Here is a 13534-nt window from a genome sequence, read left to right on the forward strand (position 1 = left end):
CCTTTCCTTGATATCGCGGGGTTGCTCTGTCAGTGGATGTTGCGCGTCGAGTCGCGCCAATAGGGGGCTCGCAGTGCCTTCTTGTCGACCTTCCCGACCGCCGTCTGGGGCAGCGAGTCGACGACCACGACCTGCTTGGGCGCGTACATCGAGCCCTTGGCCCGCTTGACGAAGTCCTGGAGCGCGGGCCCGTCGATCTCCTGCCCCGAGCGGGCCACCACGAACGCGGTGACGATCTCGCCCCACCGCTCGTCGGGTACGCCGATGACCGCGGCCGAGCTCACCGACGGATGGCCGGTCAGGGCCGCCTCGACCTCGCTGGCGTAGATGTTGAAGCCGCCGGAGATGATCATGTCCTTCTTGCGGTCGACGATGTAGAGCAGGCCCTCGTCGTCCTGGCGAGCGAGGTCGCCGGTGTGGAGCCAGCCGTCCTTGAGTGCCTCGCCGGTCTGTTCGGGCAGGTTCCGGTAGCCGAGCATGACGCCGCGGTTGCGCATGACGATCTCGCCGACCTCGCCCACGGGCACGTCGTGGCCGTCGTCGTCGACCAGCCGGATGCGGTTGCCGAGGACCGGCCGGCCGCAGGACCCGAGCCGCTCGAGGTCAGCGGTCTCGTGAGCGGCCTTGGGCAGCACGGTCCCGAGGCCGGTCGACTCGGTCTGGCCGTAGAGCTGGGAGAAGACCGGCCCGATGCGCTCGCGCGCCTCGGCCAGCCGCACCGGCGACATCGGCCCGGTGGCGTACCAGACCACCTCGAGGCTCGACAGGTCCCTGGTCTCCGGCCGGGCGTGGTCGAGCAGCGCGTAGATCATCGTCGGCATCCCCATGAAGCAGTTGACGCGCTCCGCCTCGATCACGTCGAGGAAGCGGCCGGGCTCGAAGCCCTGCTCGACGACGACCGTCCCGCCGCGCAGCAGGGTCGGGACGACGCTGAGCACGGTGGCGTGGGTGAGCGGCGCCGCGGCCAGGTAGCGCGGCAGCTGCGGCTGCTCGAAGTCCACCAGGTGCGAGAGCGCCAGCTGCGCCATCGCCCGGTGCGGCAGCATCACGCCCTTGGGCCGGCCGGTCGTGCCGCCGGTGTACTGCAGCCACGCGACGTCGGACTCGGTGGCCGGCCCCGCATCGAGCGCTCGCGCGGCGTAGGACTCGCCCTCGGGCAGGCCCCCGCCGGCCGGCACCACCAGCAGATGGCGCAACGAGTCGACCTGGTCGAGGATCTGCCGGCCGTGTTCCTCGAGAGGCGCCGACACCACGAGCACCGTTGCCTCGGCGTCCTCGCAGACCATGATGTGGTCCTGCACCGAGGCCAGGGCCTGGAGTCCCGTGAAGCGCCCTCCGAGGAGGTACGTCGCGGCCTGCACGATCCAGGACTCGGGCATGTTCGGGCTGAGCATGGTGACGCCCACCCCCAGGCCGACGCCACGCCGGCCGAGCGCACCCATGTACTGCGAGACCAGGTCCCGCACCTGGGCGTAGGTCAGTCGCCGGGCGCCCGCGACGAACGCCTCCGACGAGCTGTGCCGCGTCAGCGACTGGACGATGAGGTCGCTCAGCGTCGCACCGGCCGAGGCCGCCGACGCCGGCGAGGAGCTCTGGGTGGTGGCGGAGGGAGTCACCCTTGCAGCGTCGGCTCCCGCACCATGGGGCTGCCACCGGTGTTCCGCCAGGAAATACGGCTAACCCGCCGACCTCTCACCCCTGGGAGGTGCGGGAGGACCGAGCCGACGAGCGATAGCGGCCGGGTGTCTGACCGACCAGCTCGGTGAAGGCGTCGATGAAGCTGCTGGGGTTCGACCAGCCCAGCCGGATCGCCGTGTCGGTGACCGAGGCACCGTCGCCGAGCTCGATCAGCGCCCGTTGGGTGCGCAGCAGGGTGCGCCACTGGTGGAAGCTCATCGACAGCTCGCTGCCGAACAGCCGGCTCAGGGTGCGTTCGCTGGCACCGGTGCGGTGGCCCAGCTCGGCCAGGGTCGCCGGGCTTGCCGGGTCCCCGTGGAGCAGGTCGGTGACCGCCTTGAGCCGCCGGTCCCTCGGCTCCGGGAGGCGCAACGGCTCCTGTTCGGCGCGGGCGAGCTCGGCGAGTACGACGTCGATCAGCAGCCGCGCGCGGGGGCTCTCCAGCGGCTCGCCCTCGCTCATCAGCGCCAGATAGGCTTCGCGCAGCAACGCGCTCGCCACGAAGACCGACGGCTCGGCCGGCAGCTGTCCGGTCAGCGTCACGGGCAGTGACAGCACCCGGATGTCCGTCTCGCCGTACGCCTTGCTGCTGTGCACCGCGAAGGGCGGCACCCACATGATCCGGCTGGCCGGCGCCACCCAGGTGCCCACCTCGGTCGCGGTGACCAGGGCCCCACGCGCGGCGTAGCGGAGCTGGCCGTAGTCGTGGAAGTGCGCGGCCACGTCCGCGCCGTGGGCCAGCGCCGCCGACAACGGCGCGTCGTCGGTGCAGAAGCTCGGCTCGCCGCTGGGGTCGGACACGCGATCGAGGCTACCCGCGATTGGCGGGTTATCGGAAGAACCTGGCGTGTTACCGGTGGTACGCCTGGTGCCGCGGACCGCATCGTGGAGACATGTCACACCAGATCAAGCCCGAGGACGCCGGCACGATCGCGGTCTTCGGCGCGACGGGGCAACAGGGCGGGGCGGTGGTCGACGCGCTGCTGGACCACAAAGCCCCGGTGCGGGCCCTGGTCCGCAACCCGCGGTCCGACCGGGCTCAGGCGCTGGCCGCCCGCGGCGTCGAACTGGCGGCCATCCGGACCGACGACCCGGCGTCGTTGACCGCCGCGCTGACGGCGGTCAAGGCGTTCTCCTTCATGACCCCGGAGGCGAACACCCTCGAAGAGGTCGAGACGGAGATCCGCATCGGCACCGCGCTCGTCGACGCGGCGGTCGCCGCACGCGTCCCGCACGTCGTGTTCAACTCGGTCTTCGGCGCGGACCGGGAGTCGGGGGTGCCGCACCACGACTCGAAGCACTCGATCGAGCAGTACCTGAGGAAGTCCGGTCTCCGGGCCACGATGGTTCGCCCGGCCCCCTTCATGGAGGTGATGGCACCGAGCCTGGAGCACGGAGAGCTCGTGCTGAAGCTGCCGCTGCCGGAGGACGCCGCCCTGAAGATGATCTCGCTCCGGGACGTCGGCCGGGTCGCCGCCGCGCTCCTGCTCGGCACCGCGGAGGCACCCGGCGGAGCCGTCGAGATCGTCGGCGACGAGCTGACGGGCCCGCAGATCGCCGCGGCGTTCGGCGCGCGCGCCGGGCTCCCGGCACGGTACGAGGCCCTCCCGCTGAGCGTGCTCCCCAGCGACCTCGACCGGGCGATGTTCCGCCAGTTCGCGGAGGCGGCGGAACACCCGTCGGATCTCGCGGTGGCGCGGGCGATCGAGCCGGCCACCCTCGACCTGGCCGAGTGGATCCGATCCACCGGCTGGACCGCGCCCGCCGGTCCAGGCCGAGGTTGAGCTTTCCCCTGGAGCGTTGATCTTTCCCTCGCGACGAGCACTGGAGCAGGACATGAAGGCGATCACCTACACCGAGTTCGGCGGCCCGGAAGTCCTCCGCCTCGAAGAGGTCGACGAGCCGCACGCCGGACCCGGACAGGTGCGGCTGAAGGTCGTGGCGGCCGGGGTCAACCCGCTCGACTCCAAGATCCGCAACGGGTGGCGGCCGCAGGTCACGCCGCCGTTCCCGGTGATCCCCGGCGTGGAGGCGGCCGGCGTCGTCGACGAGGTCGGCGAAGGCGTGACCGGCGTCGCGGTGGGTGACGAGGTCCTCGGCTGGACCGTCACCGGCGCCTACGCCGAGCACGCGCTGGCCGTCGACTTCGGCCCGAAGCCCGCGGACCTCGACTGGGACCTCGCCGCGGCCCTGCCCGTCGCGGTCGAGACCTCGGTCCGCGTGCTCGACGCCCTCGGCGTCGGGGCAGGCGACACGCTCCTGCTGCACGGAGCCGCCGGGGTGTCCGGCGCCGTCGGTGTCCAGCTCGCCCTCGCCCGCGGCGCCACGGTCATCGGCACCGCTTCCCCCGGCAACCACGACTACCTGCGCTCGCTGGGCGCGATCCCGGTCGCCTACGGAGCCGGCCTCGCCGACCGGGTCCGCGGGGCCGCACCGCAGGGGATCGACGCCGTGTACGACGCCGCGGGGGCGGGCGACCTGGAGGTGTCGATCGACCTGCGCGGCGGCACCGACCGGATCATCACCATCGCCGACACGAAGGCCGCCGAACTGGGCGTCACCTTCTCCGGCCCCGGCGCCCCGTTCGGGTCCCGCCTCGGCGAGTACGCCCGCCTCGCAGCCGACGGCAAGCTCACGGTGCGCATCGCGCAGAACCTTCCGCTGGAAGACGCCACGAAGGCGCAGGAGCTGAGCGCGAGCGGGCACGCCGCCGGGAAGCTCGTCCTCCGGCCGTAGCTCAGCGCCCGGCCGGCTCGGTTCCGTCGTACCCGCGTTTCATCGTTTGACTGATCACGGGTCAGCCAATCGATTTACCACTTCGCCAATCCCGCCAGCTGCGCAAATTGCAAGGCCGGCAGGCTGCCGGCGGCGACACCGCCGCACAGGATTGCGCGGAGGGCGTGTTGGTGCGAGTCTGGCCGAAACACTCGACGCATCGGACACGACATGGAATTGCTGATGCCCTGGGACGGCTCGAGGGTCGGGTTGGACCAGGAGGAGATGCGTCGGCACAATCGCGGTGCTTTTCTCCGCCTTGTGCACCTGAGCGGTGGAATCTCGCGGGCTGACCTCGCGCGACGGATGAACCTCAACCGAAGCACGATCAAGACGTTGACGGCGGAACTGAGCGCGGCGGGCCTGGTCCGGGAAGTGCCGCAGACGGACAACCGGCACCAGGGCCGCCCGTCGTTCATCGTGCGGCCGGAGACCCGGCGTTTCCACGTATTGGCGTTCGACGTCGCGGTGGACCGGTTGGTCGCCGCCCGGATCGGCCTCGGCGGGGTCGTCCTGGACCGCAAGGTCGCTGCCCGGCGCCGGTCCGTAGTCGATCTCGACTACGTGGTCACGACGCTCGCGGAACTCGGCCGGCAGCTGGCCGAGGCGGCGCCGCCGACGTCGACTTGCGTGGGGCTCGGGGCCTCGTACTGCGGAATGATCCGTCCCCACGACGGGACCGTCCGGTTCGGACCCGACCTCGGCTGGGTCGACCAGGCGTTCGGCGCCGAACTGGCCCGCCGGCTGGGGCTGGGACTGCGGGTGCCGGTGGGGAACGAGGCGCATCTCGGAGCGCTCGCGGAGCACCTTCGCGGGGCCGGGATGGGCGAGCAGAACCTCGTCTACCTGCACGGCGACGTCGGCGTCGGTGGCGGGATCATCGTCGGCGGCACGGTGCTGGACGGCGACGCGGGGTACGGCTGCGAGCTGGGCCACATGATCGTCAACCCGCACGACGGGCGGCCTTGTGGCTGCGGCTCCAGCGGGTGCCTGGAGGCGGAAGCCGGTGAACGGGCCTTGCTGGACGCCGCACACCGACCGGCGGAGGTCTTCGGGCGTGCCGCCGTGCGGGCGGTGGCCGACGACGCGGCCGCGGGCGACGCCGACGCTCGAGACGCGCTCGACTACGTCGGGGATTGGCTGGGCATCGGCGTGGCGAATCTCATCAATCTCTTCAATCCGGCCGTGGTCGTCTTCGGCGGGATGTTGCGGGATGTGTACGCCGGTGTGCTGCCGCGAGTACGCAGTCGCGTCGCCCGCAATGTGCTGCCGGTGGCGAAGGAGAAAGTGCGCCTGAGTGTGTCGGCCCTCGGGGACGACACCACCCTGATCGGCGCCGGCGAGCTCGGATTCTCGCGGCTGCTGCACGATCCGCTGGGCGAAACGCCGCGGGTTTCACCGACCGCTTGCTGATCCGGCCGCGGCCTCGGCGACGGGCCATCCCCCGTATGTCATCCCCGAAAACGGGATGGTTCCCCCAAAATCTCGGGTTAGCGCTCGCTTACAATGGGCACGACCGAAGCCGGCCATCCCGGGCGGTGGGGTCTGGGAGGATCACCGGATGACGACGTCGCTGTCGGCCGAACTCTGGCCGGATGTGCAGCCCGAGACCGCTCGCCGGTTGATGCTGGCCGGGGTGGAGGCCTTCGCCAAGCGGGGCTACCACGCCACCACCACGCGGGACATCGCCGGAGCCGCCGGGATGAGCCCCGCCGCGCTCTACGTTCACTTCCCCTCCAAGGCCGCGCTGCTGTTCGCCATCAGCCGGTACGGCCACGAGCAGACCCTCGCCCTGGTGGAGAACGTCGTCGCGAAGGAGTCCGATCCCGTCGAGCGGATCCGGCTGATCGTCGAGGACTTCGTCGCCTGGCACGCGCGGCGCCACACCGTCGCCCGGGTCGTCCAGTACGAGCTGCAAGCCCTCCCGCAGCAGGAGTTCGAGGTGGTCGCCGAGCTGCGGCGGCGCATCGAGCGGATCGTCCGCGAGGTCATCGCCGACGGCGTCGAGGAGGGCGTCTTCACGGTGTCCGACCCGCACACTTCGGCCCGCGCGGTGCTTTCCCTCGGCGTCGACGTCGCCCGCTGGTACACCGAGCGCGCCCGCCAGACCCCGGCCGCGCTCGGCAAGGAGTACGGCGGCCTCGTGCTGCGCATGCTCGGCGCGACGCAGCCCGACACACCGGTCACAGACTGAACGATCTCGTTGTGCGGACGCCTGCGTTCAGTCCACAGCGGTGGGGATGGATCGTCCTCCTGGCCGGGCTGGGTCTCGCCCTCCTGACCGCCTGCACGACGGTCTTCCCGGTCCTGATCGTGCGCGCCGAGGTCACCACCGCACAGCTCACGGCTATGTCGCCGGCCGACTACGTGAAAGCCGTCAACGACGCGCGGGCAACGCTCCTGCAAGGCGTCGCGGGAGCGGTTCTGCTCCTCGGTGCCTACGGCACGTGGCGCCAGCTGAGGTACAACGTCGAAGACAGCCGGCAACAGCGGGAGATCGACGCCACACCCCCGCTGCGCGTTCGGTCCACGGCGCGAACCTCGCCCAGGCCAATTTCCGTTCCGCGGACGTCCGCGGGGCGGATCTGGAAGAGACCATCATCGACGACACCGCCTTCGAGGGCGCCTTGGCGGACGAGACCACGTGGTGGCCGCCCGGTTTCGACCCCGGTTCGGCCGGGGTGCGAGACGATGGCTGAGCGCACTCGATCGCAGGCGCAATAGCGGACACTCCCTGTCCGCTATCCCTGACACGCTGGGCGCATGATCACCGATACCGAGCGCGACGACCTGATCGCCGAGCTGGCCACCGCGCGTGCCGCCCTGCTCGCCACCACCGACGGCCTCACCGACGAGCAGGCCGGCGCGACCCCGACCGTCAGCGCCCTCTGCCTCGGCGGGCTCCTCAAGCACGTCACGTCGATGGAAGACAACTGGCTGCGCTTCGTCGTCGAAGGCCCGTCGGCCATGCGGTTCGACCTCCCCGACGGCGTGACCTGGGCGGACATCGTCGCCGGGACCGCCCGTGAGTACCCCCAGTGGATGATCGACCACCAGAACGAGTTCGCCATGCGGCCCGGGGACACCCTGGCGACCATCCGGGCGCGTTACGAAGATGTCGCCAAGCGCACCGAGGACGTCATCCGCACGCTGCCTGACCTGTCCGTGACGCACCCGGTGCCCGACGCGCCGTGGGACGACCGGCCCGGGCAGCGGTGGACCGCGCGGCGGGCCGTCCTGCACGTCATCGCCGAGACCGTCCAGCACGCCGGGCACGCCGACATCCTCCGCGAGACACTCGACGGGCAGAAGTCGACGTGACCGTGCTCGGCACCGAAGCCCTCAACCGCGCGACGCTCGCCCGGCAGCTCCTGCTGGACCGCGCCGACCTGCCCGTGCACGACGCCGTCGCGCACCTCGGCGGCCTCCAGGCGCAGGAACCGCAGGAGCCGTTCACGGGGCTGTGGTCGCGGCTGCGGAACTTCGCCCCGGCGGCGCTGTCCGGCCTGCTCACCGGACGGCGCGTCGTGCGGACGCACCTGATGCGCCGGACCGTCCACCTGCTCACCGCCGACGACGTCCTGGCGTGGCGGGCGCGTTTCGACGCCATGCTGCGCCAGCGCGTCCTCGGCGTGTACCGCCGCGAGCTCGACGGCGTCGACCTCGACGAACTCGCCGAGGCGGGCCACGCCGTCCTGGCCGACGGCGAGCCGCGGTCGATGGGCGACCTCGCGCGGGCCGTCGCCCCTCGGTGGCCGGAAGCCGGGCCGCGGCCGCTCGGCGAGATGCTCGTCGCCGCGCTGATTCCCGTCGCGCAGCTGCCGCCGCGGGGGCTGTGGCGCGTCAAGGCCGGTGTGCGGAACCTGCCGCTGTCGACGTGGCTGGGCCGCGACGTCGACCCCCTCGATCCGGACGACGCGGTCGGGCGGGCGCTCGTGCGGCGCTACCTGGCGGCGTACGGCCCGGCGGCGACGGCCGACCTGCGCGCCTGGTCCGGTCTGGCCGGGCTGCCCGCGGCGGTGAAAGCCGTGCGCGACGAGCTGGTGGTCTTCCGCGACGAGCGCGGCCGCGAGCTGCTCGACCTGCCGGACGCGCCGCGGCCCGACCCGGGCACGCCCGCCCCCGTGCGGTTCCTGCCCGCGTTCGACAACGCGATCCTCGGCTACGACGACCGGACCCGCGTCATCGACGACGCCCACCGCGGGCTTTCGGTGGCCGGTGAGCGGGTGGTGCTGGTGGGCGGCCGCGTCTCGGCGACGTGGACGGTCGAGGACGACACCGTAACCGTGCGGCCCCTGCGAAAACTGACCAAGACCGAAGGCCGCGAACTGGTGGCGGAAGGCAGTGAGCTGGCCGCCTTCCTGAGCGACGGCGAAAGCGATCGCGTCCGGCTCGGAGGGGGCTAGCCGACCGCGCGGGCGAAGCGCTCCGCCACCTCCCGCAGCCGCTCGACCAACCCCGGCGGGGCCTCCTCGACCACGAAGTCGTACCCCCACTGCGCCAGGTAGTACGGCACCGTGTCCAGGGTGTTCGCCCCGGTCCGGACCCGGCAGCTGTGCTCGTCGATCGGCTCCACCGCCCCGGTGGTCGGCGGCACCCGCGCCGCCACCACCGCTGCCGGCGCCGCCACGCGCAGCACGAGCTGGTGCGGGTACGGCGCCGACGAGATCTGCCGCGACACGTACGCCGCCAGGTCCTCGGCCGGCGGCTCGCGGGGCGTGAACCGGAAGCTCGGCGCCGGCACCCCCGTGATCCGGTCCACCCGGAACGTGCGCCAGCCGGCCCGGTCCAGGTCGTAGGCGACCAGGTACCAGCGCCGTCCCGTGTGGACCAGCCGCAGCGGCTCGACCGACCGCTCGGTCTCGGTGCCGGCGCGGTCGCCGTAGGGGAACCGCAGCCGCTCGTGGTCGCGGCAGGCCGCCGCGATCGCCGTCAGCACCGACGCGTCCACCACCGGGCCGCCGCCCGGGAGCGACACCGTCGCCGCGCCCAAGGCGCCCACGCGCGGCCGCAGCCGCGCCGGGAGCACCTGCTCGAGCTTCGCCAGCGCGCGCACCGACGTCTCCTCGATGCCGCTGACGGTACCGTTCGCCGCCGTGCGCAGGCCGACCACCACCGCGACCGCCTCGTCGTCGTCCAGCAGCAACGGCGGCAGCGCGGCCCCCGCGCCGAGCCGGTAGCCGCCGGCGACGCCGGGCGTCGCGTGCACCGGGTACCCCAGGGACCGCAGGCGCTCGACGTCGCGGCGGATCGTGCGGACGTCGACCTCGAGCCGCGACGCGAGGTCCGCGCCCGGCCAGTCGCGGCGGGCCTGCAGCAGCGACAGCAGCCTGAGCAGGCGTTCCGATGTCCCGTACATGGGACGCAGTGTGCCAGACATCGAGGACAGCTTCGGTCCGCGATCCGCCGGAAGGTGCGGTTGAATCGTCAAACACTTGCCACGGACCGCGTCGGGCGGAAAGAGTGACGCATGCCGATCGACCCGGACGCCCTGCTGGCCGTCGCCCGTGAAGAAGCCGAACTGGGCAAAGCCGAAGGCGGCGTGCCGATCGGGGCCGCGCTGTTCGACACCACGGGCACGCTGCTCGGCCGCGGGCACAACCGGCGCGTGCAGGACGACGACCCGTCGATGCACGCGGAGACCTCGGCCTTCCGCAACGCCGGCCGCCGCCCGCACTACCGCGACACGATCATGGTCACCACGCTTTCGCCGTGCTGGTACTGCTCCGGGCTCGTCCGTCAGTTCGGGATCGGGCGCGTCATCATCGGCGAGGCGACGACGTTCCACGGCGGGCACGACTGGCTCGCCGGGCTCGGCGTGGAGATCACCCTGCTCGACGATCCCGCCTGCACCGCGCTGATGACGGAGTTCATCGCCGCGCGCCCGGACCTGTGGTTCGAAGACATCGGGGTCGAAAAGTCCGAACAGGACAGTGTTTGAGGAGCCGGTATGCCGTCAACCGTTCCGCTCGTGGACCTTTCACCGTGGTTCGCGGGCACGTCCGAGGGCCGGGCCGAGGTGGCGACGCGCATCGACGCCGCGCTGCGGGAGTCCGGGTTCCTGCTGGTCACCGGGCACGGCGTGCCGGACGACCTGCGCCACCGGACGCGTGAGCTGGCGCGGGAGTTCTTCGCGCTGCCCGAGGACGTCAAGCAGCGCTACGCCGTCACCGTCGGCGGCCGCGGCTGGCTGCCGCCGGGCGTCGAGGCCAACGGCTACGCCGAGGGCACCGAGACCCCGCCGGACTTGAAGGAGTCGTTCTCCGCGGGCGCGGACCTCGGCGTCGGCGTCGCCGAGGTCGACGGGTTCTGGTTCCAGCCCAACGTCTGGCCGGTCGAGGTCCCGGGCCTCGCCGAGACGGCGACGGAGTACATGCGCCGGATGCGCGCGCTCTCGGACCACCTCCTCGAAATCTGCGCCGCGGCGCTCGGCCTGGCCGAGAACCACTTCACGCGGCACACCGCGCACCCCACGTACACGTTCAACATCAACTGGTACCCGCCGATGACCCGCGTCGGCGCGCCGGCGGCGGAGCAGTTCCGGATCGGGCCGCACACCGACTTCGGCACGGTGACGGTGCTCGACCGCCAGGCCGGCGTCGGCGGTCTGCAGGTCTACACCGCCGACGGCGAGTGGGAGGACGCGCCGTTCCACCCGGACGCGTTCACGGTCAACATCGGCGACCTGATGGCCCGCTGGACGGGCGACCGCTGGCGCTCGACGCGCCACCGCGTCCTCCCGCCGGCGGCCGCCGCCCCGGACGAAGACCTGGTGTCGCTGATCTTCTTCTACGAGACCGACCACGACGCGCGGATCACGTCGCTGGCCCCGCCATTGGGCAGGACGACGTACCCGGAAGTGATCGCTTCGGACTACCTCCGCGAAAAACTGAACGCGATCACGGTCGCTCAATAACAGATTTGCTTCGCGGTCGCGGCCGGGACATTTTCGCACAATTCCCCGGTACCGCCACCCACCGGAACCCAGGACCCGTTCCGGTAGGTGAACAGAACGCTGCCCCCGTCGATTTCGTTGGAGAAGTGCGCGAACGCCCAGGGGGCGACGCATTTGATGCGCTGCAGGCCCTTGCCGTCGACGATCAGCGCGCCGGACACCTTCTCGTCCGCCTTGAGCGAGGCTTCCAGCGTGGCCTTGGTCGCCGAGGCGCAAGCGCCCACCTTGGTGGGCGCCGGCTTCACCGCCTGCGCGGACGTGGTGGCCTGCGCGGGCGCGGCGGCCGTGGTCGCGGCCGGCGTCGTCGTGGCGGGCGGCGCGGTCGCGGCCTGGCTGCCGGCCGGCGCGTTCTGCTGACCGGTGCAGCCCGAAAGAACGATCGCGGCCGCCACACCGGTTCCGGCCACGACGACACGACGAACTGAACGCATTGTTTCCCCCTGAATCCCCCGACGGCCCCTCGCCGCCTTCCTGCCATTCAAGACGCCCGGCGGTATGCCCGGTTGTACGCGTTTCTTAACGGAAGGATCACGACGCCGGTTCGGCGCAGATCGTCCGGTTGCGGCCCGCCGCCTTCGCGCGCAGCACCGCCGCTTCCGCCGCCGGCAGTGCGTCCGTCAGCGCCGCTCCGGGCGCGCAGACCGCCACCCCGATCGACACCGTCACGCCGACGAACTGCGGGCCGTCGCCGGAAGCCTTCAGCGCCACCAGTGTCGAGGCGACCCGCAGCCGGATCCGCTCGGCGATCGCCATGGCGTCGAAGCGGCCGGTTCCGGGCAGCAGCACCGCGAACTCCTCGCCGCCGGCCCGGCCGACGAGGTCCGCGGCCCGGACCTCGTCGCGCAGGGCGTCGGCGACCGCGCGCAGGACCGCGTCGCCGATGCGGGCGCCGTAGCGGTCGTTGAGCCGGCGGAAGTGGTCGAGGTCGAGCACCAGCACCGCCTGACCGGGGCCGTGGCGGCCGAGCCGGTCCAGTTCGGCTTCGGCGGCGCCGCGCCACGACGCCGCGGTCAGCACGCCGGTGCCGGGGTCGAGGGTGACGTGGTCGCGGCGGCCGTGGCCGAGCCCGCCGCGGTGCAGCACGACGGTGGCGCCGGCCAGCAGCGGAACCAGCAGCGGCGCGGCTTCGACGGCCCAGGCGAGGGGAAGGGCGAACGCCGTCATCGCGGCGTCGAAGGCGTGGCCGGGCAGGGCGGCGCGGAGCCGGCGGGGGCCGTCGGCGGCGGTGACGAGCGCGGCGTTCACCGCCAGGAACACCACGCCGGCGACGGTCAGCAGGACGACGGTGCGGGCGTCGAGGACCTCGCCGAGCGGCCGGACGCCGGTCGCGGTGAGGAACGCGCCGGCGACGAGACCGGCCAGCGCCGTCGCCGCGGCGCCGAACACCTGCCGGTACCCGGGTCTTCTGCGGACCCGGAACCACTGGTGCAGCGCGGAGAGCACGACCAGTGCGACGGCGAGGCCCGGCCGGAGCACGAGCACCCCGGCGAAGATCCACGGCGTGTCGACGCCGGGGCCGAGGAGGGTGTCCTCGCGGTGACGCTCCACGGTCCTGGCGAGTTCGGCCGAGACGAGCATGCCGCCCAGGAGCAGCGCGAACGGCGTGAGCATCGCGGCGAGCGGCGGGAACCGCAGCGCCGCGAGCACGGCGGCGACGACGGCGAGGACGTCGATCGCGACGAGGTAGAGGACCTGGCCGCGACGCGGCAGCCGCCAGAGCGCCCAGTGCCGCGGCACGACGGCGGGCAAGAACCGGCTCGGGCGGCGTCCCCCGCCCGCGGCGACCGAATCCCCCACCATTTCGGCAAAGTAGCCGGAATGGCGGGCGGTGTCACTCCGCCTTCAGGGGAATCTCACACCGCCGACGCTCGGCACCCGCGCGCGCACCGTGCGTCATTTTCCGACCGAAGGAGGGTTGACACGCAACATTGGTCTAGTCCACTGTGTGGTGGCACACAGCGCTCCTCCCGGGATGATCCCGCCGCCTCAAACCGGAGGTGCTCCACTCGCACATTGGAGGACCCCCATGCTGTACCGCTCATCGCCGATCCGGCCACAGCCACGGCCGAACAACTCCGCAGCAACGGTTACTCGTCGCTCGGGGGGCGGCCTGCTTTTGGCCGGATC

At 72.2% G+C, this 13534-nt stretch carries 14 protein-coding genes; 9 read left to right on the forward strand and 5 right to left on the reverse strand.

Features of this window, described 5'->3' with window-relative positions; translation table 11 throughout:
• Positions 1-29 precede the first annotated feature (29 nt).
• On the reverse strand, positions 30-1616 hold the full coding sequence (locus ABFJ78_RS20210) for an AMP-binding protein (RefSeq protein WP_436387922.1): 1587 nt from the start codon (positions 1614-1616) through the stop codon (positions 30-32).
• A 76-nt stretch (positions 1617-1692) separates the two neighbouring features.
• Positions 1693-2478, reverse strand: a complete 786-nt coding sequence (locus ABFJ78_RS20215; protein ID WP_436387923.1) for an AraC family transcriptional regulator — start codon at positions 2476-2478, stop codon at positions 1693-1695.
• Between the two features lie 92 nt (positions 2479-2570).
• On the opposite strand from ABFJ78_RS20215, the gene ABFJ78_RS20220 reads away from it, so the two are divergent.
• The 7 genes from ABFJ78_RS20220 (at position 2571) to ABFJ78_RS20250 (ending at position 8858) form a co-directional block, all read left to right on the forward strand.
• Positions 2571-3461: an NmrA/HSCARG family protein gene (locus tag ABFJ78_RS20220; protein WP_436387924.1), complete on the forward strand. Its 891-nt coding sequence runs from the start codon at positions 2571-2573 to the stop codon at positions 3459-3461.
• A gap of 52 nt (positions 3462-3513) precedes the next feature.
• Positions 3514-4413 carry an NADP-dependent oxidoreductase gene (locus ABFJ78_RS20225; RefSeq protein ID WP_436387925.1) on the forward strand — a complete coding sequence of 300 codons (900 nt, stop codon included), beginning with the start codon at positions 3514-3516 and terminating at the stop codon, positions 4411-4413.
• Between the two features lie 345 nt (positions 4414-4758).
• A complete protein-coding gene (locus ABFJ78_RS20230; protein WP_436387926.1) occupies positions 4759-5865 on the forward strand; it encodes an ROK family protein in 1107 nt (368 codons plus the stop codon).
• 148 nt (positions 5866-6013) lie between these two features.
• Positions 6014-6646: a TetR/AcrR family transcriptional regulator gene (locus ABFJ78_RS20235; RefSeq protein WP_436387927.1), complete on the forward strand. Its 633-nt coding sequence runs from the start codon at positions 6014-6016 to the stop codon at positions 6644-6646.
• A gap of 46 nt (positions 6647-6692) precedes the next feature.
• The gene (locus ABFJ78_RS20240; RefSeq protein ID WP_436387928.1) at positions 6693-7151 is read left to right on the forward strand and encodes a pentapeptide repeat-containing protein; all 459 of its coding nucleotides are present in this window, start codon (positions 6693-6695) and stop codon (positions 7149-7151) included.
• 64 nt (positions 7152-7215) lie between these two features.
• Positions 7216-7773, forward strand: coding sequence for a DinB family protein (locus ABFJ78_RS20245; RefSeq protein WP_436387929.1), 558 nt, complete (start codon positions 7216-7218; stop codon positions 7771-7773).
• On the forward strand, positions 7770-8858 hold the full coding sequence (locus ABFJ78_RS20250; RefSeq protein WP_436387930.1) for a winged helix DNA-binding domain-containing protein: 1089 nt from the start codon (positions 7770-7772) through the stop codon (positions 8856-8858). The genes ABFJ78_RS20245 and ABFJ78_RS20250 overlap by 4 nt, the downstream gene beginning before the upstream one ends.
• On the opposite strand, the gene ABFJ78_RS20255 is transcribed toward ABFJ78_RS20250, so the two are convergent.
• Entirely contained in the window at positions 8855-9811 is a 957-nt protein-coding gene (locus tag ABFJ78_RS20255) for a helix-turn-helix transcriptional regulator (RefSeq protein ID WP_436387931.1), read from the reverse strand. The two genes, ABFJ78_RS20250 and ABFJ78_RS20255, sit on opposite strands and share 4 nt — an antisense overlap.
• A 111-nt stretch (positions 9812-9922) precedes the next feature.
• On the opposite strand from ABFJ78_RS20255, the gene ABFJ78_RS20260 reads away from it, so the two are divergent.
• A complete protein-coding gene (locus ABFJ78_RS20260) occupies positions 9923-10393 on the forward strand; it encodes a nucleoside deaminase (RefSeq protein ID WP_436387932.1) in 471 nt (156 codons plus the stop codon).
• A 9-nt stretch (positions 10394-10402) separates the two neighbouring features.
• The gene (locus tag ABFJ78_RS20265; RefSeq protein WP_436387933.1) at positions 10403-11368 is read left to right on the forward strand and encodes an isopenicillin N synthase family dioxygenase; all 966 of its coding nucleotides are present in this window, start codon (positions 10403-10405) and stop codon (positions 11366-11368) included.
• Here ABFJ78_RS20265 and ABFJ78_RS20270 read toward each other — a convergent pair.
• Together ABFJ78_RS20270 and ABFJ78_RS20275 are read right to left on the reverse strand one after the other, a co-directional pair.
• Entirely contained in the window at positions 11362-11838 is a 477-nt protein-coding gene (locus tag ABFJ78_RS20270; protein WP_436387934.1) for a hypothetical protein, read from the reverse strand. The two genes, ABFJ78_RS20265 and ABFJ78_RS20270, sit on opposite strands and share 7 nt — an antisense overlap.
• A 97-nt stretch (positions 11839-11935) precedes the next feature.
• Positions 11936-13207, reverse strand: coding sequence for a diguanylate cyclase (locus tag ABFJ78_RS20275; RefSeq protein ID WP_436387935.1), 1272 nt, complete (start codon positions 13205-13207; stop codon positions 11936-11938).
• Between the last annotated feature and the right edge of the window lie 327 nt (positions 13208-13534).

Origin of the sequence: Amycolatopsis sp. MEPSY49, assembly GCF_051337345.1 — a bacterium.
Taxonomy (GTDB): Bacteria; Actinomycetota; Actinomycetes; order Mycobacteriales; family Pseudonocardiaceae; genus Amycolatopsis.

Excerpts from the sequence above, each read along its gene's own strand:
- ABFJ78_RS20245 (WP_436387929.1), top strand. The coding sequence starts at position 7,216 with ATGATCACCGATACCGAGCGCGACGACCTGATCGCCGAGCTGGCCACC.
- ABFJ78_RS20270 (WP_436387934.1), bottom strand. The coding sequence starts at position 11,838 with ATGCGTTCAGTTCGTCGTGTCGTCGTGGCCGGAACCGGTGTGGCGGCC.
- ABFJ78_RS20235 (WP_436387927.1), top strand. The coding sequence starts at position 6,014 with ATGACGACGTCGCTGTCGGCCGAACTCTGGCCGGATGTGCAGCCCGAG.
- ABFJ78_RS20230 (WP_436387926.1), top strand. The coding sequence starts at position 4,759 with ATGAACCTCAACCGAAGCACGATCAAGACGTTGACGGCGGAACTGAGC.
- ABFJ78_RS20275 (WP_436387935.1), bottom strand. The coding sequence starts at position 13,207 with ATGGTGGGGGATTCGGTCGCCGCGGGCGGGGGACGCCGCCCGAGCCGG.
- ABFJ78_RS20225 (WP_436387925.1), top strand. The coding sequence starts at position 3,514 with ATGAAGGCGATCACCTACACCGAGTTCGGCGGCCCGGAAGTCCTCCGC.
- ABFJ78_RS20240 (WP_436387928.1), top strand. The coding sequence starts at position 6,693 with ATGGATCGTCCTCCTGGCCGGGCTGGGTCTCGCCCTCCTGACCGCCTG.
- ABFJ78_RS20265 (WP_436387933.1), top strand. The coding sequence starts at position 10,403 with ATGCCGTCAACCGTTCCGCTCGTGGACCTTTCACCGTGGTTCGCGGGC.
- ABFJ78_RS20260 (WP_436387932.1), top strand. The coding sequence starts at position 9,923 with ATGCCGATCGACCCGGACGCCCTGCTGGCCGTCGCCCGTGAAGAAGCC.
- ABFJ78_RS20255 (WP_436387931.1), bottom strand. The coding sequence starts at position 9,811 with ATGTACGGGACATCGGAACGCCTGCTCAGGCTGCTGTCGCTGCTGCAG.
- ABFJ78_RS20220 (WP_436387924.1), top strand. The coding sequence starts at position 2,571 with ATGTCACACCAGATCAAGCCCGAGGACGCCGGCACGATCGCGGTCTTC.